24 protein-coding genes are annotated in these 25,962 nt (G+C 71.2%); 15 read left to right on the top strand and 9 right to left on the bottom strand.

Annotated elements, in window-relative coordinates; all coding sequences use genetic code 11:
- Window positions 1–151: 151 nt before the first annotated feature.
- The gene (locus CLV63_RS28590) at window positions 152–1,039 is read right to left on the bottom strand and encodes an aminoglycoside phosphotransferase family protein (protein WP_106586354.1); all 888 of its coding nucleotides are present in this window, start codon (window positions 1,037–1,039) and stop codon (window positions 152–154) included.
- A 122-nt stretch (window positions 1,040–1,161) separates the two neighbouring features.
- Window positions 1,162–1,758, bottom strand: coding sequence for a TetR/AcrR family transcriptional regulator (locus CLV63_RS28585; RefSeq protein ID WP_106586353.1), 597 nt, complete (start codon window positions 1,756–1,758; stop codon window positions 1,162–1,164).
- A gap of 171 nt (window positions 1,759–1,929) precedes the next feature.
- Between CLV63_RS28585 and CLV63_RS28580 the strand changes: the two genes are divergently transcribed.
- Complete coding sequence (locus tag CLV63_RS28580) at window positions 1,930–2,814, top strand: alpha/beta hydrolase (protein WP_106586352.1); 885 nt, start codon at window positions 1,930–1,932, stop codon at window positions 2,812–2,814.
- A gap of 141 nt (window positions 2,815–2,955) precedes the next feature.
- Here the strand turns inward: CLV63_RS28580 and CLV63_RS28575 are convergent, their stop codons facing one another.
- A complete protein-coding gene (locus tag CLV63_RS28575; RefSeq protein WP_106586351.1) occupies window positions 2,956–3,900 on the bottom strand; it encodes a phosphotransferase family protein in 945 nt (314 codons plus the stop codon).
- A 147-nt stretch (window positions 3,901–4,047) separates the two neighbouring features.
- Entirely contained in the window at window positions 4,048–4,530 is a 483-nt protein-coding gene (locus tag CLV63_RS28570) for a GbsR/MarR family transcriptional regulator (protein ID WP_106586350.1), read from the bottom strand.
- A 67-nt stretch (window positions 4,531–4,597) separates the two neighbouring features.
- Here CLV63_RS28570 and CLV63_RS28565 point away from each other — a divergent pair, with 67 nt between their 5' ends.
- Window positions 4,598–5,413: a class I SAM-dependent methyltransferase gene (locus CLV63_RS28565; RefSeq protein WP_106586349.1), complete on the top strand. Its 816-nt coding sequence runs from the start codon at window positions 4,598–4,600 to the stop codon at window positions 5,411–5,413.
- A gap of 494 nt (window positions 5,414–5,907) precedes the next feature.
- Entirely contained in the window at window positions 5,908–6,585 is a 678-nt protein-coding gene (locus tag CLV63_RS34165) for a hypothetical protein (RefSeq protein WP_211301519.1), read from the top strand.
- 1,195 nt (window positions 6,586–7,780) lie between these two features.
- Here the strand turns inward: CLV63_RS34165 and CLV63_RS28550 are convergent.
- Window positions 7,781–8,512, bottom strand: coding sequence for a MarR family transcriptional regulator (locus tag CLV63_RS28550; protein ID WP_106586347.1), 732 nt, complete (start codon window positions 8,510–8,512; stop codon window positions 7,781–7,783).
- Between the two features lie 223 nt (window positions 8,513–8,735).
- Here CLV63_RS28550 and CLV63_RS28545 point away from each other — a divergent pair, with 223 nt between their 5' ends.
- On the top strand, window positions 8,736–9,407 hold the full coding sequence (locus CLV63_RS28545; protein ID WP_106586346.1) for a DUF4097 family beta strand repeat-containing protein: 672 nt from the start codon (window positions 8,736–8,738) through the stop codon (window positions 9,405–9,407).
- 78 nt (window positions 9,408–9,485) lie between these two features.
- Complete coding sequence (locus tag CLV63_RS28540; RefSeq protein ID WP_106586345.1) at window positions 9,486–10,604, top strand: serine hydrolase domain-containing protein; 1,119 nt, start codon at window positions 9,486–9,488, stop codon at window positions 10,602–10,604.
- Window positions 10,605–10,805: 201 nt separating this feature from the next.
- On the opposite strand, the gene CLV63_RS28535 is transcribed toward CLV63_RS28540, so the two are convergent.
- The gene (locus CLV63_RS28535; protein WP_146165686.1) at window positions 10,806–12,395 is read right to left on the bottom strand and encodes a polysaccharide deacetylase family protein; all 1,590 of its coding nucleotides are present in this window, start codon (window positions 12,393–12,395) and stop codon (window positions 10,806–10,808) included.
- Between the two features lie 211 nt (window positions 12,396–12,606).
- Between CLV63_RS28535 and CLV63_RS28530 the strand changes: the two genes are divergently transcribed.
- From CLV63_RS28530 to CLV63_RS33820, 4 genes are all read left to right on the top strand, one after another.
- Window positions 12,607–13,596 (top strand): NAD-dependent epimerase/dehydratase family protein, encoded by a 990-nt coding sequence (locus CLV63_RS28530; RefSeq protein ID WP_106586343.1) that lies wholly within the window; start codon window positions 12,607–12,609, stop codon window positions 13,594–13,596.
- A 273-nt stretch (window positions 13,597–13,869) separates the two neighbouring features.
- Window positions 13,870–15,534, top strand: a complete 1,665-nt coding sequence (locus CLV63_RS28525) for an ATP-binding cassette domain-containing protein (protein ID WP_245929139.1) — start codon at window positions 13,870–13,872, stop codon at window positions 15,532–15,534.
- Window positions 15,531–16,241, top strand: coding sequence for a CatB-related O-acetyltransferase (locus CLV63_RS35085; protein WP_106586342.1), 711 nt, complete (start codon window positions 15,531–15,533; stop codon window positions 16,239–16,241). Before CLV63_RS28525 ends, CLV63_RS35085 begins: the two co-directional genes overlap by 4 nt.
- Before the next feature lie 128 nt (window positions 16,242–16,369).
- The gene (locus tag CLV63_RS33820; protein WP_170134362.1) at window positions 16,370–16,873 is read left to right on the top strand and encodes a hypothetical protein; all 504 of its coding nucleotides are present in this window, start codon (window positions 16,370–16,372) and stop codon (window positions 16,871–16,873) included.
- 97 nt (window positions 16,874–16,970) lie between these two features.
- Here CLV63_RS33820 and CLV63_RS28510 read toward each other — a convergent pair whose 3' ends face one another.
- On the bottom strand, window positions 16,971–18,161 hold the full coding sequence (locus tag CLV63_RS28510; protein WP_106586340.1) for a DUF418 domain-containing protein: 1,191 nt from the start codon (window positions 18,159–18,161) through the stop codon (window positions 16,971–16,973).
- Window positions 18,162–18,412: 251 nt separating this feature from the next.
- Here CLV63_RS28510 and CLV63_RS28505 point away from each other — a divergent pair, with 251 nt between their 5' ends.
- The 3 genes from CLV63_RS28505 to CLV63_RS28495 all read left to right on the top strand — a co-directional run bounded on the left by CLV63_RS28505 (window position 18,413) and on the right by CLV63_RS28495 (window position 21,619).
- Window positions 18,413–19,423: a TetR/AcrR family transcriptional regulator gene (locus CLV63_RS28505; protein ID WP_106586339.1), complete on the top strand. Its 1,011-nt coding sequence runs from the start codon at window positions 18,413–18,415 to the stop codon at window positions 19,421–19,423.
- A 301-nt stretch (window positions 19,424–19,724) separates the two neighbouring features.
- The gene (locus CLV63_RS28500; RefSeq protein WP_170134361.1) at window positions 19,725–20,429 is read left to right on the top strand and encodes an HAD family hydrolase; all 705 of its coding nucleotides are present in this window, start codon (window positions 19,725–19,727) and stop codon (window positions 20,427–20,429) included.
- Window positions 20,426–21,619 carry an MFS transporter gene (locus CLV63_RS28495; protein WP_146165685.1) on the top strand — a complete coding sequence of 398 codons (1,194 nt, stop codon included), beginning with the start codon at window positions 20,426–20,428 and terminating at the stop codon, window positions 21,617–21,619. The genes CLV63_RS28500 and CLV63_RS28495 overlap by 4 nt, the downstream gene beginning before the upstream one ends.
- Window positions 21,620–21,705: 86 nt before the next feature.
- Here CLV63_RS28495 and CLV63_RS28490 read toward each other — a convergent pair whose 3' ends face one another.
- A complete protein-coding gene (locus CLV63_RS28490) occupies window positions 21,706–22,404 on the bottom strand; it encodes an IclR family transcriptional regulator (protein ID WP_106586336.1) in 699 nt (232 codons plus the stop codon).
- Between the two features lie 164 nt (window positions 22,405–22,568).
- Here CLV63_RS28490 and CLV63_RS28485 point away from each other — a divergent pair, with 164 nt between their 5' ends.
- Window positions 22,569–23,738 carry a homogentisate 1,2-dioxygenase gene (locus CLV63_RS28485; protein WP_106586335.1) on the top strand — a complete coding sequence of 390 codons (1,170 nt, stop codon included), beginning with the start codon at window positions 22,569–22,571 and terminating at the stop codon, window positions 23,736–23,738.
- Between the two features lie 27 nt (window positions 23,739–23,765).
- On the opposite strand, the gene CLV63_RS28480 is transcribed toward CLV63_RS28485, so the two are convergent.
- Window positions 23,766–24,179: a winged helix-turn-helix transcriptional regulator gene (locus CLV63_RS28480; protein WP_106586334.1), complete on the bottom strand. Its 414-nt coding sequence runs from the start codon at window positions 24,177–24,179 to the stop codon at window positions 23,766–23,768.
- An 83-nt stretch (window positions 24,180–24,262) separates the two neighbouring features.
- Here CLV63_RS28480 and CLV63_RS28475 point away from each other — a divergent pair, with 83 nt between their 5' ends.
- Window positions 24,263–25,135 carry an SDR family NAD(P)-dependent oxidoreductase gene (locus CLV63_RS28475; RefSeq protein ID WP_245929138.1) on the top strand — a complete coding sequence of 291 codons (873 nt, stop codon included), beginning with the start codon at window positions 24,263–24,265 and terminating at the stop codon, window positions 25,133–25,135.
- A 235-nt stretch (window positions 25,136–25,370) separates the two neighbouring features.
- Window positions 25,371–25,895: an SRPBCC domain-containing protein gene (locus CLV63_RS28470; protein ID WP_106586333.1), complete on the top strand. Its 525-nt coding sequence runs from the start codon at window positions 25,371–25,373 to the stop codon at window positions 25,893–25,895.
- The last annotated feature ends 67 nt before the right edge of the window (window positions 25,896–25,962 follow it).

Here is a 25,962-nt window from a genome sequence, read left to right as displayed (position 1 = left end):
CCTAGTCCGACGGATCCGACACCCGCCAGCCCTTTGCGGCCGCGATCGCCTGGGCGGGCGGGGTTTGCGGTGACGTCGGAGGTGGCGGGGGTTGCCGTCGCGGCCGCCGAAGCCCGGCGGCGCAAGACCTACGCGGGACCATCCGCGCCGACTACGCCGTGAGGCGGTCCGCTTCGGCCAGCAGCAGATCACCGAAGGGCTGAAAGCCGATGCTGGAGGCGTAGACGCCGCTGACGACTCGGTGGATGGTTCCCCATTCCCAGATGGCGGTGGCATCCATGCCCGTGCGCGAAGCCAGTCGCTCGGTCCGCGCCCAGAGGTCATCGCCGAGATCCGGGGTGCACCGCACGATTGTGCCGAGATCGCACGCCGGTTCGGCCCACAGCCCGGCCGGATCGATGAGCTTGTAGCCGCCGTCACTCGCCTGCAAGGCGTTCATCTCGTGGATATCACCGTGGACCAGAACCGCGGACCGGTCGTCGTGGGCCAGGCGACGACGATCCATGCAGTTCAGCGCGTCCGTCACAGTGGCCGGCGAACACGGTCGCCCCGCCTGCTCCCATAGTTCCGGCAGCCGATCGGCGTACTGCTCAGCCAACTCCGCGCCGGTCGGCAGGTCGATGTCGGGACCGATCGGACGCCACAGGCGAACCGCCGCTTCGCACAGCAGGTCGTGGCGGCGTGCAGGGTCGGCGACGAGGTCGTGCATCGGAGCCCCGAGGCGCTCCAGTAGAAGGGCTTGCCGCCCCGCGTCTTCGCCCAGCAGTTCGGCGCAGCCCTCTCCGTTCGCCAGGCGTAACGCCACGGCCTCCTGCCCGACGTCCCGACCGGGCACACCGATCTTGAGGACCGCCGGAGTTCCGTCGGCAAGCGTCGCCTCGACGACCAGGGCGGCGTGGCCGCCCGCGAGGCCGGCCCCGATCGTCAGAGACCATTCCCGGGCCAGCGAGTCGACCACGTCCGGCAGTTCGTCCAGCCAGGATTCGTTCCCGTCGGCGATGACCGTCGTGCGGACCTGGACAGGAATGTCGAGGCTCATATCGCCAACCTAATGCCGTGACCGCATCGGTTCGCCGGGTTGGTCGAGGCTGCTGTCTTGAGGGGGCGCCCGGCCCAGCGGATGCCTTTCTCACTGCGGATGCGGGCGCGTTTCCTAGCCCCTCAACGCTCCGGGCGTGATCGTGGGACGGATCGGCCCTCGCTCATGCGCAGGATCAAGGTGACCGCGTCCTCCGAGCGGGTTCCTGGAGTCAGGATCTCCTGCAAGAGGAGGCCGCGAATCGCGGCAACGGTGACGGTGGCCACATCCCGCGCTTCCTCCGTGTCGAGCCCTTCGCGTTCCGCGAGTGAGGACAGCATCACGGTCAGGTCGCCGAGCGACTCCACGAACTCGCGGAAGTCCTCGTGGCCGTACGCGGCCAGTCCGACGACGTAGAAGAAGCCGCGGGCACGCGACAGCTGCTCCGGCCGGGTGTAAGCACGCCAGATCGCCACCACGAAATCGTCGAAGGTGCCCTGGTGGGCGGACTCCAGAAGCACCTCGTTGTCACGGGATCGCTGCGTCTTGAGCATGGCGGCCAAGACGCCCGAGAGTGACCCGAAGTGGTATCGCAACAGGGCGTGGCTGGTCTCGATCCGGGCGGCGACCTCACGGAGTGACATCTCCGGCGGGGGAAGGGCCTCGCCGAAAGCGTCGAGAAGCCGTGCCAGGAGTCGCTCGCGCGCGCTGCCCTTGCGTTCCGAGTTTGACAGGATCACTCCCACAGTTTATCCATTGGAAAAGAATGATCGGCGCTTCCGTGCTGCTTCGCACATGGTCGCAGTCAGCTCGCAACGGCGGAGGATCGACTTTGGGACCTGCTACGCGACCGGCGACCCCACCAACGCCGTCCTCGTGATCCAGGCCGGCCGAATCGACAAGGACCTCAGATGAGCACCATGTGGCAGGGCTGCCTCGCCCACACCGACTACTTCGAGATGCGCTCCAGCGGTGGGCACGACTACGGCGTCTGGGTCACCACGCCACCGCGCTACGACCCTGCCGCGGCGCAAGCGCCCGTCGTGTACGTGCTCGACGGCAACTGGGCCGTGGGCATGACCGCCCCACTCATCGTCACGCAACTGGACCCCATGCAGTCGATCCGGCCCTACGTCCAAGTCAGCGTGGGTTACGCGGGCGAGGAGGCGGAGCACTGGGAGCGGTTGCGCAACCGCGACCTCGTGCCCCCAGGCGAACCCATCGCGAAGGAGTACATCGACGCGGTGGAGATGGGGGTCGAAACGGGCGCGACGACGCGCGAGCAAGCCGACGCCTACCTCGCTGAACTGAGCGACAGCCGCGGGGACATGTTCCTGGACTTCCTTACCGACGACCTGCATCCGCGGATCGAACGCGACTACGGCACAGCCCCGAGTGGCCACGGCCTCTTCGGCTATTCCTACGGCGGACTCTTCAGCCTCTACGCCTGGCTCACCAAGAGCACCTTCTTCGAGAGCATCGGCGCGGGCAGCCCCGGCATCGTCAACGCGGACAGTCAGGTCTTCGCCCGTCTTCAAGCCATGGGCGACACCCTGCCCGCCACCAAGCTGCACGTGACCTTCAACGAGCGAGAGCTCCTCGGAGACATGGCGGTCTACCAGAACCTCGCGAAGAACGCGGCCACGTTCCTGCACCGCCTCACCCAACGCAACGGATCCGTCACCGACGGAACCGTCGCCAGCGGACCTGTCACCAGCGCACTCATGCACGAAACGCACGTGACCGGGCTGCAAGCATCGTTCCTCAGCTACCTCAGGACCTGCCGCGCCAAGTAAGGACCTGAGCGGATAGGCAGCACGCTGGGCTCCACCGCTCGCGCCGATCGATCAGCCGCCCGACGATCAGCACGGTTGTCGCGAGGCAGAGCGCGGCGTGGCGTCGTCGATCGCCCAGCCCACCATCTCCACCGGCGACAGTCAGCGAAGCGCGTTCAGCTCGTCGAGGGCGCGATAGCCGCGCTTGACCACCCCTGGAACGGCATCGTGGCGCCCGTGACGGATGGGGACCTCGAGCATGTGGAGGATCTGTGACGCTGCGAGCACCAACGCCCCCTCCCAGCCGACCAGGTCGAGGATTCTCGCCCACAGCCGCCTTCGGACACCGTCCAGCTGCGGATCCTGGAAGGTGTAACACACGAGGGTGGTGAGATCAGTCGCCCGCGTGCCGCTACCTGCGTTCCCGATATCCACGACCGCCACCACCGCTCCGTCACGGACCAGGACATTGCCGGGGGTCGCGAGGTCGGCATGGACCATGTCAGGTGCCTCTCGTGGTGGTGGGACGTCGGCACACACGAGCCGCAGGCGCTCGACCAAGGCCGATACCGCGGAGGAGTACCCCGAGAGCCCGGCCACGGACTGGCGGAGAAGCGACTGCTCCGGCGTCTCGTTGAAATCCAGCCCGGCGGCAGCCGATTCCCGGCCGGTGGCGACCAGCCAGGCGTACGACAAGTGGTCGTAGGGCTCGGAGGCTTGACCGGCCTGGAGTTCGATGATCTCCATCAGCTGCTCGACGAGGGACGGGGTCAGCTCTGGCGCGGGAGCCGCGTCGACGAAGTCCATCAGATGCCATACATGAGTCGCTGTGGCTCCCACTCCGAGCCAGGCCGGGGTGGGATAGCCGCGCCCACGCATGTGCTCGACCACTCTCTGGGCTCGCAACGTCTCGTCCAGGTGGTCGGGGTGTGCCCGGGGCGCTGCTTTGAGCACTGCATCTGCCCTTCCGGCCAACTGGACGCGCATGGCGCCCCCGTTGACGCCTCCGGGCAGGCGAGTGAGAAGAGTGACCTCCGCCCCGACCACGTCGGCCACGTCGTCCAGGACCTCGGTCGGCAGCTCTTCGGGATCAGTACCCTGGTTCATTCTTGTGGAGTGTACGCCTGGCTGCGTGGCGGCCGCTGGACACTGAGCCGGCCGAGCTGCGGCGACGTCTCAGTATTGGTCTCGTTCCAGCCGCCGCTGCCTCCGCACACGCCGCATTCCTCCTTCTGACCGCTGACCGCTGACCGTTCAGCCGGTTTCGCGTTCGGCCGCCTGGAGCCGCTGCCACTTCGCCATCGACTCCTTGATCTCTTCGCGCATGAAAGCGAAGAACCGGCGGGTCTCGTCCAGCCGCTGCCCGGCCGGGGAGTCGAGGCCCAGGATCGTGGCGCCCTCGTCGGCACTGGCCTGCACCCGGACCAGCACCGGGTCGGACTGGCTGATGTAGCGGCTCCAGGTGTGCTCGTGGACCCGGCAGAAGTCGTGCCGGGTGCCGGGTTCGCGGCCGCGTTCGACCAGACGTACCTGCACCAGGTATTTGACCGCCCCGGAGATCGCCGGTGCGCCGACGCCCAGTCGCCGGGCGAGCTCGGCGGCCGACAACTTCCCGGAGTCGGTGACGAGCAGCGCGGAGTACACGCGCGCGGCCATCCGTGGCATCCCGGATTCGACCATGACCTGTGCGAACCGTTCCCGGAAGTCCGCGATGGCGCCCTCGTCGCCCCGCGTCATGGCAGTTCCCTTCTCATGAGATTCTAATATTTCACAAATTTCGTGAAGTTAGCGTAACATCGTTTCCATGAAGGAGACCGAACTCCTCGGAGTGCAGCAGACCCTCAGCCCCGTCCTACAAGCCAAAGCACTCGACAACCGGCTGAACGATCCGATCCTCGGCGACCACTACGCCGAGCAGGTGATGCGCAGCCTCGATCCCGGCTACGACAACCGCAGATTCGGCGCCAGCCAGGTCGGCCTGGCCGCCGTGGTCCGCGCCAAGGCCCACGACGACTGGGCCCGGGACTTCCTCGCCGACCATCCCGACGCGGTGGTGCTGCACCTGGGCTGCGGACTCGACACCCGGGTGCAGCGGCTCGATCCGCCCGCCACCGTCGACTGGTACGACCTGGACTACCCCGCCGTAATCGAACTGCGGCACCGGTTCCTACCGCCACGCGAGCACTACACCCTGATCGGCTCCGGCGTCACCGACCTCACCTGGCTCGAATCCATCCCCCGCAGCCGACCGCTCCTGATGATCGCCGAGGGGCTGGTGCCCTACCTGACCGAAACCGACCTCCGGCGGCTGCTGACCAGCCTCGTCGACGCCTTCCCCAGCGGCCGACTACAGTTCGACACGGTGCCGGTCTGGGCGTGGCGCACCTCGAAATGGGACCCCACGCTACGCACGTACGGCGCCCAGTTCCGCTGCGGCTTCAACGACCCGGCCGCGCTGGCCGACTGGCACCCGCGGCTGGAGTACGTCGACGAGACACCGATGTACGACGCACCGATCCTGATGGCCAAGGCACCGGCGAACATCCGCCGCATGTACCGCCTCCTGAACCTGATCCCGGGAATGAAGCGGTCAACCCGCATCGTGCGCTTCCGGTTCTAGCGGAATCCCGGACCCGCCCTGCTCCCCGGAATCCGCGACGCCCGGACGCCGGTTGAGGCGGCAGGGGACCGCCTGCGGCTGGTGGCAGGATCACCGGCATGGTCTTTGTACGTACCACTCCGCCGCGGCCTGTAGACGTGACTGCGGTTTTTCCTGAGCTGGCTTCGTTGGCGCGTCCTGCGATTCGGCTGCATCCCCGCCCGGGGGCGCCTTCGGCCAAGGAGAGCTCGGTCGGAGGGCCGTTGCTGTGGCCGGCTGATGAGCCGTGGCCGCACTGCGAAAGCTCGCACCTGCACCGTGACAGCGGGTTCCGCCAGTCGCCGGCCATAGTGCGGCTCAAGAGACGCATGCGGGCCCGGCGCCACCCTGGTTCCGGTGGTTCCGAGCCAACGCCCGAGGAGCAGGCGATCAAGGAACGGAGCGCTGCGAGGCTCGCGGAACGACTCGACGCGGGCCCTCCGTGGCCCGCGGAGTGCCCCGTCCCCATGTTGCCCGTGGCCCAGCTGTACCTGCGAGACATACCCCTGTTGCGGCCGCCCGGCCGGGCCGATCTGCTCCAGATCCTGTGGTGTCCCTATGACCACGATCCGGAGTACAAGCCCGCGACCGCGCTGTTCTGGCGGTCTGCCGGCTCGGTCGCCGATGTCCTCGCCACGCCACCGCAACCGTATGAGGCGAACCATCCGGGCTATGTGCCGGAGCCGTGTCTGCTGGCGCCGGAGGAGATCACCGAGTACCCCAACAGCCTTGATCTGAGCCCGGAGATGCGGCTGGCGGTGGGGGACTGGAGCAGATGGCAGGGGGCCGGCGTGGGCGTGGACAGCTCGTACGCGGACGATCCGGCGGAATTCTATGACGTCCATCTGGCTGACGCTCCGGGCTGGAAGGTCGGGGGATGGCCGCCCTGGGGCCGCACCGACCCACTCCGCCGGTACTGCGCTGTCTGCGACACCCGGATGGTTCCGCTGCTGACCATCGCCTCCTTTGAATGGGACGGTGATGAGGGACGCGGTTGGGCGCCGCACGAAGACCAGGACGCCGCCTACTCCGCCCATCGCGCTGGCCGGGACCCTGCGCGGCCGACTGCGGTCGAAGTGGGCAGCACCGACAACATGCAGCTCTACGTCTGCCCGATCTCCCCCGAGCATCCGCACACCGACCTGATCCAATGAGTGCCGCGCCGGTGGTCACCGGTTCGCCTTCGTCCAGGTGGCCGGAGGGCAAATGCAGCATCCCATCGCAGTAGCCGGCGCCTCGGCGCTCCAGCGGCAGGATCTCACCTTCGCGGTGCAGGATCACGTGGACGTCGATGATGCTGCGGTAGCGCTTCGCCACGGTGTCACCTCATACGCGGTATCCGAGCCAAGATGATGGGCACTCGGATTGGCTAGCGCCAGCCACCCTGCGCCGGGCCGGGTTGCGCCTGGCAAGGGTCTGATGGACAACGTGCTGTGGGCGGCCCCCATCCTGGGGGTGGACCTGGCCACCGGGATGAGTTCGCCGGCTTCGGGCGTAGCGCGCAGTAGATCGTCATGACGGTGGCGGGGAGCCCCACCATGCCCGTTCCGGCCACGAACGCGAACTGCAACATCTGGGCCTTGGTGCAGGAAATGCCGGAGGAGGGGAGTAGGTATTTCGGATCTGCCATGTCGCCGCAAACGCCGAAGTCCTCGCCGAACGCAGGCAGCGGGCCGAAGAGCAGGTAACCGCCCAACTGTGTGGCGATCACCGCGATGACGGCGTAAGGGATAGGCGATAACAGGCGGTTCATCAGTTCTGTTTCCGATCTCGGTGACGGCTATCACTCAACCACACCGTGTGCTCTCGAAGCGACCGGAAGTCCTTTTGTGGCCACTTCGCGGAGCTGTGCACCCCCATTGCCCGCCCTCAAACCGAAAAATATGAGAGCCCGTTGTGAACGAACCGGCATGCCGCCCGTATCCCGGAGGAACAATGAATTCCTTGCTTTGCCCCATCCATATTCGCCCCGCAAACTCGCCGTCGATGAGTACCCGTAATGGAACAAGCATATATGTCTGTGCTAATCGGCGCCGAAGAACGATTGCTGACGTATCTTGCGGTGAATCGTCGATCTCAGAAGCGTCATCCATGACCGCGATTTTCTCAAATTCGCCGTACCGAGAAAAGACGCGGACACCGTTTGTCCTTCTCCGGCCACAGCGCCCGACGATGCCGTGCCGGGGCGGTCCCGCGCTCGGGAGGGGGGCCGGATCCGGTCGCGCGGAAGCATCGCGGCGGGACAATGTCCCGATCAAGATTACCGACGTCAATCTCGATGACGTTTTCGACTTCTTCGCCGGCGACCCGCCCACCTCTGGTGCTGTGTCGCCTGCCGCGGCGTGCCGGCTATGCGGGGGTGTCCGGGGTTGTTCCGGGTGAGAGGACTTCGCGGGCCTGCTCGGCGGCGCGGGCGATGCCCTCGGAGACGAAGTCGACGAAGCGGGCGATGTTCTCCAGGCGGTCGGCGGCAGGGGTGCCCGGGCCGAGGATGCTGACGCCCTGCCGCGCGGTCTCGACGAGGAGGGCGTTCGCGCGGACGCTGGCCATCATCGACTCGTACCAGACGTTGTCGTCGACGACGTAGCGCTCGCGGCGGTCCTCGCGCTCCCGGCGGACGAGGCCCTGGGCCTCGAGGAACGCGATCGCCTTGGACACCGAAGCCGGGCTGACCTGGAGGCGCTGGACGAGTTCGGCCGCGGTGAGACTGCCGGAGTCGGTGGTGTAGAAGCAGGCCATCACCCGGGACATCATCTTGGGCAGCGCCGATTCGATGAGGACATTGGTGAACGCCTCCTCGTACGCGCGCACCGCCTCGGCATCGCGCCCGTGCGCCTGCGCGGGCGCGCCCGCGGCCGCTTCGCGGGGCGCGGTCCTCCTGCGGCGGCGGGTGCGGCTTTCGGTGGCGCGGTGGGCGAGCTCGGCGCGGTAGGCGGTGGGGCCGCCGTTGCGCATCACCTCGCGCGTGATCGTCGAGGTCGGCCGGTCGAGGCGCCGGGCGATCTCCGCGTACGCGAGATGGTCCGCGAGCCCCAGCGCGATCTGCCTGCGCTCCTGCTGGGTGAGTCGGCCTCCGGGCATCGCGGTCTCCTTCGTGGTCTGTGGAGCCGTCAGCATAGCGTTCGATTCCAATTCATTGCAACGGAACATGAGAAGCACATTGCGTTAGATTTGAGATCAGTGCAACGAATACTGGCAGTTTACCTGCATTGATGGACTTTGAGCGCTACGAGTCTGTTGATCGATTCGTAAAGGCAACGTAGTGTTTCCAATGTCGGAAACAAGCACAGCGAAGGAGCCCACAATGCAGAAGTTCGATACCCCCGCCCCGGTGACCGCCGTCCTCGACATCCCCGCCGGACGCGTCCGGTTCATCGCCGCCGACCGGGCCGACACCGCGGTCGAGGTCCTGCCCGCGGACGCCTCGAAGGGCCGCGACGTGAAGACCGCGGAGCAGACCGAGGTCGCCTACGGCGACGGCGTCCTGCGGATCACGACCGCACCGGCCAAGAGCCGGCTCCTCGGCGCCACCGGATCCCTTGAGGTGACCGTCCAGCTGCCCGCCGGCTCCCGCGTCGAGGCGAAGGCGGCCAGCGCCGAGTTCCGCGGCGTCGGAAAGTTCGGCGACGTCGACTTCGAGGGCGCGCACGGCTCCGTCAAGCTCGACGAGACCGAAGGCGCCCGCCTCTCCCTCCTCGACGGCGACATCTCGGTCGGCCGCCTGACCGGCCCCGGCGAGATCAGCACCCAGAAGGGCGACATCCAGATCGCCGAAGCCGTGCGCGGCACGGTGACCCTGCGCACCGAGTCCGGTTCGATCTCGGTCGGCGCCGCCCACGGGGTCTCCGCCACCCTCGACGCCGGCACCACCTCCGGCCGCATCCACAACTCCCTCCAGAACGCCGACGGCGCGGCCGCCGGGCTGGACATCCACGCGACCACCACCCAGGGCGACATCACCGCCCGCAGCCTCTGAAACACCCCCCGACCGCCCCGAACAACACCCCCTGACCGCCTCCCCGATCCCGCACCACGTCCGAAGGAGCACACCACCATGTCCGCCACCCTCTCCGAGCAGGACCGCCCTGAGCTGCAAAAGGCCATCGAGGACATCGTCGATTCCGGTTTCACCGGGGTGCAGCTGCGCGTGCACGACGAGCGGGGCGCGTGGGTCGGCAGCGCCGGGGTGAGCAGGCTGGGCGAGCCCGCCAAGCCGCCGCTCGACACCCACACCCGGATCGGCAGCAACACCAAGACGTTCACCGCGACCGTGGTGCTGCAACTGGTGGACGAGGGCAGGATCGGCCTGGACGACCCGGCGGACGACCACCTGCCCGGGTTCGGGCTGGACCGCCGGATCACGGTGCGGATGCTGTTGCAGCACACCAGCGGGGTGTTCAACTTCACCGGCGAGGTCTACGCCGACGGGACGACCGCGCCGGGCATCCCCTGGTCGGGCAAGGAGTGGGTGGACAACCGGTTCAAGGCCTACCCGCCGGAGGAGCTGGTGCGGCTGGCGCTGGCCAAGCCGGCGCGGTTCGAGCCGGGGACCGACTGGAGCTACGCCAACACCAACTACGTGCTGGCCAGGCTGCTGATCGAGAAGGTCACCGGCAACCCGGTGGCCGAGGAGATGCAGCGGCGGATCCTGGGGCCGCTCGGGCTGACCGGCACCGTGGTGCCCGGGCCCGACACCCCGCTGGAGCTCCCCGAACCGCACACCCACGCCTACTACCGGTACGAGGACGACGGCCAGGAGAAGACGGTCGACGTCACCACCCATGACCCCTCGTGGATCTCCAGCGGCGGCGACATGATCTCGACCACCAAGGACCTCCACGTCTTCATCTCCGCGCTGATGGGCGGCAAGCTCCTCTCCGCCCCGCTGCTCGCCGAGATGTGCACGCCGTACCCAGGGATCGGCTACGGCCTGGGCGTGTTCGTGCAGGACACCGACTGCGGCGGCACCGTCGTCACCCACAACGGCGGCATCTCGGGCCAGGGCGCGCTGATGTTCAGCACACCCGACGGCGGCACGACCCTGACCGCCGCGCTGAACTACGTGGACGACGCGGCGCAGTCCCTGGCGGTGCCGTTCCAGCAGGCGCTGCAACGGCTCGTCGACGAGGTGTTCTGCGGCGGGCGGACCGCGGCGGCCGACGAGGCCGAGTAGCACCGTCGGACCGCACGCGGGCCGGTGCCACGCTTACCAGGCAGCGCCCGAACCGGGGCCGGCCGAGCTCACCAGGCTCGGCCGGCCCGCGTGCGTCGGCACCGGGCCGAGCGGGTCCGGCGGCGGAGTCTCCGGCGGCGGGGCCTCCGGCGGCGGGCGGGTGCGGACGGCGCCGGGCCCGCTCCGCTCCGCCGTCCCGGTCTACTTGCGGCGGCTGTAGGACTTGCCGTCGGTGAGCTCGCCGTCGAACAGTTCGGTGACGGTGACGAAGTGGAACCCGCGCGCGTGCAGCTTGCGCAGCGTCTCGGGGAACGCGTCGACGGTCGGGCGGTGGATGTCGTGGAACAGCACCACGCTGCCGGGCTCGGACTTGTCGACCGCGGCGCGGATGGTCTTCTTCGTCGAGCGGTGCTTCCAGTCGAGCGTGTCGACGTCCCACAGCACGACGGGGTGGCCGACGTTGGCCGCCGTGGTGTCGTTGAAGGAGCCGTAGGGCGGGCGCATGCTCCGCACCGGTTCGCCGCCGGCCTTCTCGATCACCCGGTCGGTGCGCTTCATGTCGTCGGCGACCGCGCCGCCCGACTTCCCGGCGAGGTCGTCGTGCTTCCAGGAGTGGTTGGCGGTCTCGTGCCCGGTCCGGGTCATGCGCCGGACGACGTCCTCGTTGCCCTTGACGGCCTGGCCGAGCAGGTAGAAGGTGGCCTTCGCCGAGTAGGAGTCGAGGGAGTCGAGGAGCTTCCCGGTGTGATCGCCGGGGCCGTCGTCGAAGGTCAGGGCGACGCACGGGACCCGCCCGCAGTCGATGCTGCTCGGCGGCGCGCCCTTGGCGCCGCCCGCGGCGACCCGCACCGGTTCGCCCTTGCCCGAACCCTCGTCCCCGTCGCCGCCCGCGCCCTTGCGCGCCGCCTTGGCGGCCCGCTCGCCGAACGCGGACAGCAGCGGCGCGCCGGCGTCGCCGCCGATGGGCACCCGCAGCGCGCCGCCCTTGCGGCGGCCGTCACGGGACTCCCCGTCGAGCAGCGCGCCGCGCGCCTGCTCCGCGGCCTCGGCGGAAACGGACCCCGGGGGCAGGCTGACCACGAGGCCGCCGGTGGCATCGAACCCGAGGTCGGCGAGTGCCGACCCGGCGTTCTTCTTGGCCGTCTTCTTGGCCTTGCGCGGGTCGACCTCCGCGGGGGAGGGGGACGCCGCTCCCGGTGCCGCCGCGTGCTCCTTGATCGAGCGGAACTCCTTGGGCAGCTTCTCCTCCGCTATCCCGGCGTCGTCGCGCAGTACCCGCGCGACCTCGGCGCGCAGGGCGCCCACGGCGTCCTCGCCGTTCAGCAGCGCGGTCCACGGCAGGACGTCGCCGGACTCGGCGTCGTACCAGCGGGTGGTCCACGTGGTCGCGGGGTCGGGGCCGCCCTTGTGCTCCGTTCGCACGCGCACGCCGAGCACATCGGGGGCCGCCGCGAGGAACGCGGCGTCCTGGCGCAGTTCGGCGGGGCCGTCGTCGGCGTCCTTGGCGTTGCGGGCGGTCATGAACTCCGTCTCGGCCTCGGCCATGACGGTGCGGACCTCCCGGGTGAGGGCGGGTGCGTTGGGCACGGCCGGGTACCGGTACGCGACCTTCGCGCCGTCGTGCTCGACGCTGACCGCGCGGTACTCCACGCCCGCGATCCGGTCGGGCGGGACGGTGCTCAGCCCGGGGGAGAGGTCGCCGCCGGTGCAGGCGGTGGCGGCGAGGAGCGGGATCGCGGCGGCGATCGCGGTGAGCGGGCGCATCCGGGGTCCGGTGGGGAGCCTGAGCACGGGTGGAATTCCAAGGGTTCGAGGGCGGGCGGGTCGCGCGCTGCGCGGCAGGGGAGTCGGTGCGGACTCAGGGAGTGTGGGCGCGGGGCAGAGCGGGGACGCGGGTGCGCACGGTGTTCCGGACACACCCGGTGGAGTGCAACGCTACATGTTCTCTGTGTAGTTGAATGACTCCGATCGGTGACCACGACGTGCGGGGAGTGCCGACGAGATGCATGCACTGGTGACGGGCGGTGCCGGGTTCGTCGGCTCCCACCTGGTCGACCACCTCCTCGACGGGGGCCACGAGGTTACCGTGCTGGACGACCTGTCGGCGGGGTCGGTCGAGCACCTCGCCGACCGGAGCGGGCGCCGCGCCCGCCTCGCGGCCGGCACCGTGCTGGACGCCGCAGCGGTGCGCGCCGCCATGGGCGGCTGCGACGCCGTGTTCCACCTGGCGTCGCAGACCGGGGCGGCCGCGGTGCGCCGCCGCCCGCTGGACGCGGTGCGCACCGAGGTCACCGGCACCGAGATCGTCTGCGAGGCGGCGCTCGACCTCGGCTGCCGCCTGCTGTACACGTCCTCCGGCGACGTCTACGGGCGCAGCGTCGGCGAGCGCCTGCGCGAGGACGACGACCGGATCCTCGGCGCCACCGGCTCGGCCCGCTGGGCCCACCCCGCCGCGAAGGGGCTCGCCGAGCTGATTGTCGCCAGGTTCGCCGCCGACTACGGCCTGAGCGCCGTCACCGTGCGGCTGTTCAACCTGGTCGGCATCCGCCAGGACCTGCGCGGCGGGGCGGTGCTGCCGGTGTTCGTGCACCAGGCGCTGCGCGGACGCCCGCTCACCGTGCACGGCGACGGCTCGCAGCGGCGCTGCTTCTGCGCCGTCACCGACGCAGTCCCGGCCATGGTCCGGTTGGCGCAGCGCACGGGCGTGCCCGGCGCGGTGTTCAACCTCGGCGGCAGCCAGGAGACCGGCATCGGCGAACTCGCCGTGCGGGTACGCGCGCTGACCGGGTCCGGCAGCGACGTCGTGTACGTGCCGCACACCGTTGCGTCCGGCAGCGAGCACGTCGACGTGGACCGCAGGGTGCCCGACACCGGACGGATCCGCGACGCCATCGGCTGGACCGCCGCGACCGGGCTCGACGACATCATCGCCGACGTGGCGCGGGCCGACCGCGTCGGCACCGGGCTGATCGGCAGCGACCTGATGTCGTGACCGGCGCACCGGCCGGGAAAAGCCGCTTGCCAGGCGGCGGCCCGTCGTCTAACCTCTGCTCCGTGCGTCACTGACATCGAGTCCACATCCGCGTCCGAGGCGGCTCCCCTTTCCCGAGGGTCGAGCCGATGCCCGGCGGATGCCAGCCGAATCCCTTTCGGTGTGGTCTCGATGTCCCGCCAGCCGCGCATCAAGGCCGCCATCGTTCTGCGGATCTCCGCGCCGCGCAGGGCAGCGAGGCCACCCCTGATCACGAACCAGGAGGCCTTGCCTGTGCAGACCTTTCCGTCACCAGCGGCCGACCCCGGCACCCGCCCCGTTCTCGCGGCCGCCGACCTCACCAAGTCCTACGACGGGCGCGCCGTCCTGACCGGCATCTCGCTCGCGGTGGCCCCCGGCATGCGACTCGGCCTCGTGGGCGAGAACGGCATCGGCAAGTCCACCCTGCTGCGCCTGCTGGCGGGCGCCGAGGCCCCCGACTCCGGCGAGGTGTCCGTCCCCGCCGAGCTCGGATTCGGCCACCAGGAGGTGCCCTACCCCGGCGACATGACGCTGACCGGTGCCGTCGAGGACGCGCTTGACGGGGTCCGCTCCATCGAGCGGCGCCTCGCCGAGCACACGGCGGCGCTCGACGCGCACCCCGAGGACGCGGCGGTCCTCGCGGCCTACGGCGAGAGCCTGGACGCCGCGGAGCAGGCCGACATCTGGGACGCCGACCGCAGGGCCGGCCTCGTGCTCGACGGGCTCGGACTCGGCGGCGTCGAACCGGACCGCCGCATCGACGCCATGTCGGGCGGCCAGCGCGCCCGGCTCGCCCTCGCCGCCCTGCTCATCCGGCGCCCGCGCGCGCTGCTGCTCGACGAGCCGACCAACCACCTGGACGACGACGCCGTGGTGTTCCTGGAGTCCTACCTCCGCTCGCTCCCGGGGGCGGTGGTGGTCGCTTCGCACGACCGCACCTTCCTGGACGAGGTGTGCACCGGCCTGCTCGACCTCGACCCCTCGCGCGGCGGGGCCGTGTACTACGGCGGCGCGTACTCCCACTACCTGCGGGAGAAGCGGTTGGAGCGCGAGGCGTGGGAGGAGCAGTTCCGCACCGAGCAGGGCGAGCTGCGCTCGCTGCGCGAGGCGGTGCGCACCACCGCCCGCCAGGTGGGCCACTTCCGGCCCATGAAGGACAAGAACAAGATGATGTACGACGCCAGCGGGGCCAAGGTCGAGAAGCAGATCTCGCGCCGCGTCCGCAACGCCCAGCGGCGCCTGGACGAGCTCGACCGCGACCAGGTACGCAAGCCGCCCAAACCGCTGGCGTTCCGCTCCGCGCTGACCGGCGGCACCGGAACCGACGGCATGGCGCTGATGGCGCGCGGCATCGAGATCCCCGGGCGGCTGCGCCTGCCCCACCTCGACCTGCCGGCCGACGGCCGCCTGCTGGTGACCGGGCCCAACGGGGCGGGCAAGTCCACCCTGCTCCAGGTGCTCGCCCGGCGGCTGGACCCCGGTGCCGGTGGCCAGGTGCAGTGGCAGCGGGGCGCCGCGGTCGCGCTGCTGGAGCAGGACGTCGTGTTCACCCGCGGCGACCTCTCGCCGCGGGTCGTGTACGCGAACCTCGTCGGCACCGACAAGACGGGCAATGGGGCGCCGTCGCTCGGCGAGCTGGGCCTGGTGGCGCCGCGCGACCTCGACCGCCCGGTCGGGTCGCTCAGCGTGGGCCAGCGGCGCCGTCTGGCGCTGGCGCTGCTGGTGGCGAACGCCCCGCAGGTCCTGCTGCTCGACGAGCCGACCAACCACATCTCGCTGCGGCTCGCCGAGGAGCTGGAGGACGCGCTGCGCACCGCGCCGGGCGCCGTCGTCATCGCGACGCACGACCGCTGGATGCGCCGCAACTGGTCGGGGCCCGAGCTCCGGCTGAACAACGGAATCGAGGAGAGCGCATGACCGACCCTGGTGGATCCGCCGCGCCGGGCGGCGCGGTGCCCGACCCCGCACGGGTGTTCCCGCTCGCCGAGGGCGACGCGCGGTGCGTGTTCATCCGGCCGTCGCTCACGGGGACGCTGGTGGAGGCGGGGGAGTACAGCTACTACGACGCCTCCGAGGACGGCGGCGCGTCGTTCGAGGAGTCCCGCACGCTGTACGCCTTCGGCCCCGAGATGCTGCGCATCGGCCGGTTCTGCTCGATCGGGAGCGGGGTCCGCTTCCTGCTCGGCGGCAACCACGTCGCCACCGGCCCCAGCACGTTCCCGTTCACGATGTTCCCCGGCGCCTGGCAGGACGGCACCCTCGCGACGTTCCTGGCGCACGATCCCAGCCGCGGCGACACCGTCGTCGGCAACGACGTGTGGTTCGGGCGCGACGCGACGGTGCTGCCGGGGGTCGGCATCGGCGACGGCGCGATCATCGGTGCGGGCGCCGTGGTGACCCGCGACGTCGACCCCTACACCGTCGTCGCGGGCAATCCCGCCCGCGAGGTCCGGCGGCGCTACTCGGCGGAGGACGCCGCGCGGCTGGCCCGCGCGGCGTGGTGGGATTGGCCGGTCCCTGCCATCACCGAGCACGCCGCGGTGCTGATGGCGGGTTCGATCGAGGAGATCGAGAAGGCCGCCGCGTCCGTCCTCACCTCGCAAAATGGTGAATCTACAATGTAAAGGTGGCGAGTTGGGAGTTGCCATCCCCCGCTGTGCCGACACCCCGCCGAAGCACCCGAGCCCCAATCCGCGGCGTGCGATTCTGACATGATGGTGCTGATAGCCGAGCAGAACGGACACCAGCCACCATGAGTTACGGCACCGGTCCGGGCGGACCGCAATACGGCACCGGCGGATGGGGCGCGCCGCCCCCGTCCGGTGGCTATGGGGGCTACGGGGACTACGGTCAGCAGTCGTCGACCGGGGGCTACCCGGGCAGCGGGGGGTACCCCGGCGGCGGACACCCGAGCGGCCCGGTCCACCCGGGATATCCGGGATATCCGGGCGGCCCGGGCTACCCCGGCGGCGGATACCCGACGCAGCAGGGCAGTGCCGGGGTCGCCGCCTCGGCCATCATCGCGGCGGTCCTCAACGGGCTCGGCATGTTCGCCTCCTTCGTCATCCTGTGGCCGCTCGCACTGGGCTGCCTCGCCGGGATGGTGCTGGGCATCGTCGGGGCCGCGATGAACTCCAACAGCCCCGGAGCCGCGAAGGTCATGATGATCCTCGCCTGGGTGGCGTTCGGCCTCGTCGGGGTCTGCTACGTCGTCGCCTTCGTCGCCCTCGGCTACTTCCTCGCCACCGCGTACTGACCCGGTGGGCCGCGCGGCGACCGCGCCCCGCGGCGCCGCCATTCGGGAGCACCCCTGCCCTGTCGGCCCGCGCCTGCGGGCGGGTCGGCAACGGGCGTCAGCGTCCGCGGGCGGGCCGGTTGACCAGTCGGCGCAGGAAGACGTCGGCCGGTCCGCCGCGCCCCGACCGTTGCAGGAGCACGGCCAGCGCCACCCCCACCGCCCAGACCCCGGCGGCGACGAAGACCGCGCCGGTGCTGGTCAGCCCCGCTTCCAGGCCCAGCAGCGACGGCGAGAGCAGGACCGCCAGCACGATCGAGTTGAACAGGTAGCAGCTCAGCGAGCGCGCCCCCGCGGCGGCGAGCGCCCGTGCCACAGGGCCGGGCCGGTCCCCGGTGCGGGCGCTGATCACCCCGAACAGCGCCGCGTAGCCGATACCCCCGGCCACGCCGGTGAGGACCTGGACCGCCATCAGCACGCCGTCGAGCGTCGCCGTGGTCTGCCACAGTTCGGCGGCGACCAGCCCCGCGGGCAGCGCCCCCGCCACCGACACCCCGATGCCGATGGCGGCGGTCCGCACCAGCAGGCGCCGGTGCGCCGCGGGGTCGGCGAGCAGGGACCGCCGCCCCGCCCAGGCGCCCAGCACCATCGCGAGGAGGACGGGGTACGCGAGGAGGGAGAAGAAGGGCACGACCGGGTACTCGGCGACCCGTCCCACCATCTCGGCCGGGGAGTACCCGGGCACCACGTGCTCGGCTTCGGCGTACATGTAGTGAGACGCGATCAGCGTGAACATGGGGACCAGGATCACGTGGATCGGGACCAGCACGGCGGCGGCCCGGAGCAGCGCCCGTTCGGGCCGGACCATCAGCCACCCCACGAGCAGCGTCGCCACCCCGTAGGCGCCCAGGATCTCCCCGGGGAAGACGAGCACCCCGTGCGCGAACCCGAACAGCAGCAGGAACAGGCCGCGGCGCCGCAGCAGCCGGCGGACCTCGCCGGGGCCGTCGCCTGCCGCGCTCCTGCGGGCCGCGACCGTTGCGAGGCCGTAGCCGAACAGGGCCGCGAACATCGGGTAGGAGCGGTTGTCGAGCAGGACGAGGCGCAGGAAGTTGGTGACCCGGTCGGCCGTGCCGCCGTCGGTCGGGTGGTAGTTGAGCCCGTACTCCGCGCCGGCCACGTACAGCGGCGCATACGCCATGGCGATGAGGAGCAGCATGAAGCCGCGGGCGAGGTCGGGGGTGAGGTGGCGCGGCGCGGCGGCGGTCCCGCCCCGGTGTTCCGCGGCATCGGGCGGCGGGGATGGCATGGGCGTTCCTTCCGTCGGGTGCTCCCGCCGTCGGCGCGCTTGACCAGAGGGTGTTGCGTAACTAGCATCTATGTTACGGAACGTGGGGTGAGTGGTCGGCCGTCGTGGGGGCGGTGGTCGAGAGCTGCACGGGTCTGCTGTGCGTAGTGTCCGGTAGGGCGTGTGTTGTGGTGCTGTGGCGTTATGCCGGCGATCGTGTCGCGCAGCGCGCATGAGTGTACGTAATATAGCAAGCGCACGGCTCGGAGGCGATGGTGCCGGAAAAGGACAACGGCAACGGCCTCGGCAGCCCCCATGGCTCCGCGGCTGCCATTGGGCCTGCGGGCGGTCGGCACGGCTCGGCCGGTGTCGATGGGGCTGCGGGCGGTCCGCACGGCTCGGCCAGTGGCGATAGGACCACCGGCGGCCCGCGCCGGAGGCCGGAGCGCCGCCTCACTGCGGAGCGGATCGTCGCCGCGGCCATCGAGATCGCCGACACCGACGGGTTCGGTTCCCTCACCATGCGCACCACGGCCGAGCGCCTCGGTGTCACGACCATGTCGCTCTACCGCTACGTCCGCACCAAGACCGAACTGGTCGGCCTCATGGTCGACGCCGCCTACGGCAGGACGGCCAACGGTGGCGCCGCGAACGGCGGCGCGTCTTCCGGCGCGGCCGCCTCTGGCGAGGCCGTGTCCTTCATCGGGACGCATTGGCGCGAACGGGTGTGGGAGCTGGCGCGCGCCGACTGGCGCGTCTACCACCGCCACCCTTGGCTGCTCCAGGTTCCGGAGAGCCGTTCGTCGCTGGGCCCCAACGTGCTCGCGGCCTTCGACGCCGCGCTAGCCGCGCTCGACGGCAGCGGGCTCGGCGCTTCGCAGCGGTCCGCCGCGCTCTCCCTGATCAACCACTTCGTCCGAGGAGCCGCGTACGACTCCATCGAGGAGGCGCGGCTCGAAGCCGAGTCCGGGATGGACATCGAGCAGTGGTGGACCGAGCGCTACCCCGATTTCGCCCGCCGCGCGGCGTCCGGAAGCTACCCCGCTCTCGCCCGGCTGGTCGCCGAGGGGGATTACGTTTCGCCGGAGGCGAGCTTCGCCTTCGGGATGGAGCGCATCTGCGACGGCATTCAGGCGCTGGTCGACTCCAGCCCTGCGGCCGAGCCCGCGGAGCGGCACTGCCTGTCCTGCGGCGTCCCTGTCGCCCGCGGTGCCACCGGCCGCCCGCGCGACTACTGCTCCCCGGCGTGCCGCCAGCGCGCCTACCGGTCCCGGGCCGGGTAGGAGTCACCATGGTCCACTTCGAGCCCGCACCCCGGGCACAAGTCCGCCTTGAGGGGCGGTGGCGGAGTACGAACCCGTGCCCGCGGCGCCCGGCGTGGGCCGTGGCGGTTCGTCCCGGGGGGGTGTTCGGCGGCAAGCTGACATTTCCGTGTCAGAAGGGGGTCTGATCTCTGGACGCGGCCTGTTGGGGCTTCTTAGCGTGTTGGCGTCCGTGTGACCAGCGGCTCGGCGTCTCTCTACGACCGACGGGCCGATGGGCGGCGTGCCGTCCGGCCGCCGCCCCAGAGCCCGAAAGCAGACGATGCCACCCCCCTCTCCGCTCGCGAACGACCCCCTGAACCCCGACGGCGCCGCCATCGCGCACGTCGTCTGGGACTGGAACGGGACCCTGTTCGACGACGCCGCCGCCATGGTCGACTCCACCATCGAGGCGTTCGCAGCGGTCGGCCTGCCACCCGTCACGGCCGACCACTGCCGACGCAGCCACACCCAGCCGATCTCCGACTACTACACGGCGCTGGCGGGCCGCGCCCTGCCCGGCGACGTCCACACGGCTCTCAACGCGGCGTTCGATGCCGCCTACGCCCGGCGCAGGCCCGCCCTGGCGCTGGCGGCCGACGCGCTGGACTGCCTGGACCTGGTGGCGGGCCGAGGCACCCAGTCACTGCTGTCGATGCACCCGCACGACCGCCTCATGGCGCTGGTGGACCGTTTCGGCATCGCCGGCCGGTTCGCGCGCGTCGACGGGCAGCGCGGTTCCGACGCCGGACGCAAGGCCCGCCACCTCGCCGAGCACCTGGGCGCGCTCGGCACCGGCGGCGCGGGGGTGCTGCTCATCGGCGACAGCGTGGACGACGCACGCGCCGCTGCGGCGGCCGGCGCTCGGTGCGTCCTCGTCGCGAGCGGCCTGCACACGGTGGAGGCACTGCGGGCCGAGCGGGTGCCCGTCGGGTCCACGCTGAGTGAGGCGCTGGCCATGGGCTTTGCCGAGGGGGCGGTCCGATGACGCGGATAGCGGGGCGCCCGGTGCCGCCCGTCGTCGCCGTGCTGCGCAGCCGCCACGCGGCCCGGCTGCTCACAGCCTCCATTGTGGGGCGGCTGCCCACCGGGATGGCGCCGCTCGCCATCATCCTGAGCGTGCGTGCCGGTGACGGGGACTACCGGCTCGCCGGGCTGCTCACGGGGGTCTATGCGGCCAGTGCGGCCGGGTTCGGCCCGGTGCTTGCCCGGCTCATCGACCGCACCCGCCAGGTCCCCGTGCTGCTGGCCTGCGGTGCGCTGTCGACGGCGGGGTTCCTGCTGCTGGCAGCGATCGACCCGGTGCGGTTCCCGCTCGTAGCCGCCGTGGCGGCCGCGCTCGCGGGCGCCACGACCCCGCAGCTCGAACCGTGCCTGCGGGTGCTGTGGCCGGTGGTGCTGGACGACGAGCGGACCGTGCGCGCGGGGTTCTCGCTGGACGCCGCCACGCAGGAGCTCATCTTCGTCTTCGGCCCGCTCATCGTGCTGGGCTGCGCCGCGGTGGGCGGGCCGCAGGTGGGCCTTGCCGCGGCGGGGGCCGTCGGCCTCGCCGGGACGCTGTGGTTCGCCGCGGCGCGCCCGGCCCGCGCCTGGCGGGGGAGTCCCGTGCGACGCCACTGGTTGGGCCCGCTGCGGGCCCGCGGCATGGTGCGGCTGTTCGCGGCGCTGGCGTGCGTGGGCACGACGATCGGCGCGTTCACCGTCGGGATCACCGGCTACGCCGAGGCGAGCGGGGCGTCCGGCGCCGCGGGGTGGCTGATCGCCGCCAACGCCGGGGGCGCGCTGGTCGCCGGGGTGGCCTACACCGGGGTCCGTGCGGCGCGGCGCGAGGACCGGCGGCTGCTGCTCCTGATGGCGCTGCTCGCCGCCGGGTACCTGCCGCTCGCGCTCGTGCCGGGACTCGGGCCGATGGCGGCGCTGGCGTTCTTGAGCGGGTGCGCGCTGCCGGCGGTCCTGGCGTCGTCCTTCGCCCTGGTCGCGCGGATCGCCCCCGAAGGTACGCTGACCGAGGCGCACGCCTGGATGATCACGTCGTTCGGGGTGGGCAACGCTGTCGGCTCGGCGCTCGCGGGCACCGTGCTGGACCTGTCGGTGCCCGCTGTGGTCTTCGCGATCGCCGCGGGTGCGGGCTGCGCCGCCGTCGTGCTCGTCGCGGCCCCGTTCCGCCGGGACGGGTGAGGGGCGTCCCCGCGTGCCAGGGCGGTCAGTGATGGTCGCGGATCAGCCGGGTCCGCACGTCGTTGGCGCTCCCGCGTGCCGGGCGGTCAGAGTCCGGCGGAGGCCGACCTGGCCGCGGCGAGGACCGGCTCGGCGAGGAGGGCGGGGTCGGGCCAGCGCTGGGCGGGGACGACCAGGCCGATGCTGGCGACCACCCGCCCGTTGTGGAACAGCGGGGCGGAGGCCCCGGCGACGCCGGCTTGGAGTTCGTTGACCGACACCGCGTATCCGGCCGCGCGGACCCGGTCGAGTTCGGCGCGCAGGGCGCCGGGGTCGGCCTCGCGCGCCGCGCAGCGGTCGATGAGGCGGCGCGGCGACCACGCGAGGATGGCGCGTCCCGCTGCGGCCTGCGCCATGGGGTGGCGGGTGCCCGGCCGGTAGTCGATGGCGATGAGGTGCGCCCCGGCCCGGTGCTGGTCGAGGGCGACGGCGTGGTCGCCGTCGCCGACGGTCAGGACGGCGGTCTCGTCGGTGCGCGCGGCGAGGTCGCGCAGCAGGGGCAGGCAGACTTCGCGCAGGCGGGAGTCTGCGTCGGAGGCGATGGCGAACAGGGTCTCGCCGAGGACGAACCGGCCGTCGTGCCCGCGGCGCACGAACCCGTGCTCGTGCAGGGTGGTGATGAGCCGGTTGGCGACGGTGCGGGGCAGTTCGAGGCGCGTGCCGAGCTCGGACACGGTTCCCGAGCCGCGGCCGATCTCCTTGAGCAGGCGCAGCGCTTGATCGACCGTCTTGGATCCCTCGGCCATCGGCGACTCCTCTTGACGGGCTCCGCGGCCGGAGTCATGCTGATCGGTGAGCGGACAAACGATATCCGATTATCGGACAAAAACGCTCTGATGCCAACCCGGCGCCCCGGCCCTATCCGCGTGCGCGGGCCGCGCGCCGCGACCCGAGGGGCTGTGATCCTGCGATGCCGTTCTACCGCGCGGTCGGTGCGATGCCGCGCAAGCGCCACACCGTCTTCCGCAAGCCCGACGGCGGCATCTACGCCGAGGAGCTGATGGGCGAGGAGGGGTTCTCCGCCGACTCCTCGCTGCTGTACCACCGCTACCTGCCCACGGCCATCGTGGCGGCCGAGCCGGTCGCCGAACCCGCCGTCGCCGCCGACCCGGTGCCCAACGTCCCGCTCACCCCCCGGCACTTCCGCGCCCACGACCTCGCCGCGGGCGGCGACCTGGTGACCGGCCGCCAGGTGCTGGCCGCAAACGGCGACGTGCGCATCTCCTACGCCGCCACCGCCGCGGCGAGCGGCCTGTACCGCAACTCCGTGGGCGACGAGGTCGTCTACCTCCAGTCCGGCGACGCCCGGTTCGAGTCGAGCTACGGCGCCATCGACGCCGTCGAGGGCGACTACGTGGTGGTGCCCACCGGCACCATCCACCGGTGGCTGCCGCGTGGCGCGGTGCGCGCGCTCGTCATCGAGGCGTCGGGGCACATCCGCCCGCCGAAGCGCTACCTGTCGTCCGCCGGCCAGTTCCTGGAGCACGCCCCCTACAGCGAGCGCGACCTGCGGGGCCCGTCCGAGCCGCTGCTGGTCGACGGCCCGGAGTCCCGCGCCGAGACCCCGGTGCTGGTGCGCACCCGCGGGGGCCTCACCCGCATGACGTTCGCCCACCACCCCTTCGACGTGGTCGGCTGGGACGGCCACCTGTACCCCTACGCGTTCAACATCGCCGACTTCGAGCCGATCGTGAAGAAGACGCACGCCCCGCCGCCGGTACATCAGACCTTCGAGGGCCCCAACTTCGTGGTGTGCTCGTTCTGCCCGCGGGTCCTGGACTTCCACGACGACGCCGTGCCCATCCCCTACAACCACCACAACGTCGACAGCGACGAGTTCATGTACTACGTGGGCGGCGACTACGCGGCGCGCAAGGGGTCCGGCATCGGCATCGGGTCCATCTCGCTGCACCCGGCGGGGTTCACCCACGGCCCGCAGCCCGGTGCGGTCGAGGCGGCGCTGGGCGCGCGGGAGACCTCGGAGACCGCGGTCATGATCGACACCTTCCGCCCGCTCGACCTGGGCCCGGCGGCGCTGGCCTGCGAGGACCCCGGCTACGCCTGGACCTGGGCCCGGTAGGCGGCATCGGGGCCGCGCGGCGGACGCTCAGGTGTCCGCCGCGGCGGCGGCCCGCCGCGCCGCGGCGACGTCGTCCCGGTGCGCCACGACCCAGTCGGCGAGAGCCGAGAGCGGCCCCAGCAGGGAGTGTCCGAGCGGGGTGAGGCTGTACTCGACGCCCGGCGGGACGGTGGGAAAGACCTCGCGGCGCACCAGCCCGTCGGTCGCCAGACCGCGCAGGGTGCGGGTCAGCATCCGCTGGCTGATGCCCTCGATGCCGCGGTGGAGTTCGTTGAACCGGTGGGGGCGCCTGCCGAGCAGCACGATCACCAGGACCGACCACTTGTCGCCGACGCGCCGCACGATGTCGGTGACCGGGCACTGCTCGTACTCTTCTGCGGGGACCGGGCTGGGCAGCGGCGCGCTGACCACCGAAGGAACATCCGTGTGGGTACCGGACATCGAACTGCGTCCTTCCGCGGGGCCGGGTGCGTACTGATGATCGTAGTGCGCACGTCCGGCACCCACCGAAGAGGAGCATTCCTGTGCCCACCGATCCCAGCCCCCGGAATCCGGGCCGCCGCCGCGTCGTGGTCGTGAGCGGCGGCACCGACGGCATGGGGCGCGCCCTCGCCCTTGCGCGCGCCGAGCGCGGGGACAGCGTCGTCGTCCTCGGCAGCAACCCCGACAAGGGGCGGCGGCTCCGCGCCGAGGCCGAGCGGGTCGGCGCGGCCGGCCGGATCGACTTCATCCAGGTCGACCTGTCCGGCGTCGCCGCGACGCGGGCGGCGGTCGAGCGGATCGCCGAACGCCACCGCGTGGTCGACGCGCTCGCCCTGTTCGCGAACCGGCACGCGACCCGGCGCACCGTCACCGCCGAAGGGCTGGAGCGGACCTTCGCCCTGTACTACCTGAGCCGCGTCCTGCTCGGCGACGGCCTCGCCCCGCTCCTGCGCCGCAGCGCGGACCCGGTGATCGTCAACGTCTCCGGCACCGGCACCGTGCAGGGCCGCGTCCACCTTGACGACCTGCAACTGGAGCGCCGCTACAGCACGGTCGCCGCCCAACTCCAGGCGGGCCGCGCCAACGACCTTCTCGGTGTGGCGTTCGCCGCCCGCCCCGACAACCCGATCCGCTACGTCCTCTACCACCCGGGTTTCACCAGGAGCGGCGACCTCAGTCCGCTGCCCGCCCCGGTCCGGGTGCTGCTCCGCGTGGCGGCGCGGGTGGCCGCCCGCCCCGTCGCGGACGCGATCGCGCCCGTCCACGGGTTCATCGACCACCCGCCCGAGGCGCCGCTGACGGCGATCGACCGCGGCAGGCCCGTCCCGCTCACCCTGAAGACGCTCGACCCCGGCGACGCGCGGCGGCTCGCCGAGGCGACCGAGGCCCTCCTGCACGCGAGGTGCCCCGGCTGAGCACCCGGGGCGGCGGGCACTGCGCCGACCGTGCCGAACGGGGCGCCGCGGGCTGACCCGGTCCGCGACTCCTGCAACCACGGGAAGCCGCCAAGCAGAGAGGTGCAGCGCTCAACCGAAGGATGCCGTACTTGACATGCAAGTGAACACTTGCCTATTGTCGGCTCGACCGACGCCATACCGCTCAGACCATCGCGGATCGCCGGTCGCAGACACCGACATTTAAGGACGCCCCATGACCGACACCGTGGCTTACGGAACCCTGGAAACAATCGACGGGCGCCCAGGGTTGCGTTTCGTGCGCTCGCTTGCGTATCCGATCGAGCGTGTGTGGCAAGCGGTCAGTGTGCCGGCTGAGCTTGAACGCTTCTTCCCCGCCGCTGCCGACTGGACACCGGCGACGGGCGAGACCGTCGACTGCGGCGGTGCAAGCCTCGAAGTGACCGAGGTCGATGTACCGCACCGCCTGGCGTGGACGATCGCCGGCCAGCCGCAAAGCTTCGAGCTGATCTCAACAGAAGGCGGATGCCGGTTGATCTTTACGCACGTCATCGACGACCTGCCGGCGGCTCAGACCGCAACCGGCTGGCAGATCTACCTTTCGCGGCTCGAACCGCATCTCGCCGGCGAGTACTTGTCCGACGAGGAGGCGCACAAGCCATGGACGGACATCCACGAACGCTATGCGGAGCGCTTCGGCATCGACCCGGAGCCGGGACGGCGTTGGGCGGCGGAAAACCTGCCCGCTGGTCGAGGCTGAGCGCAGCGAAGAGGATGAGCTCGGCCTGTGTGACTGTCGCGGGCGAGGCGGCGGCGCTGAAGTTCTC

Source organism: Murinocardiopsis flavida, from assembly GCF_003014485.1.
Classification (GTDB): domain Bacteria; phylum Actinomycetota; class Actinomycetes; order Streptosporangiales; family Streptosporangiaceae; genus Murinocardiopsis; species Murinocardiopsis flavida.
Note: the sequence above shows the minus strand (reverse complement) of the source record. Positions and strands in the feature narration are given on the sequence as shown.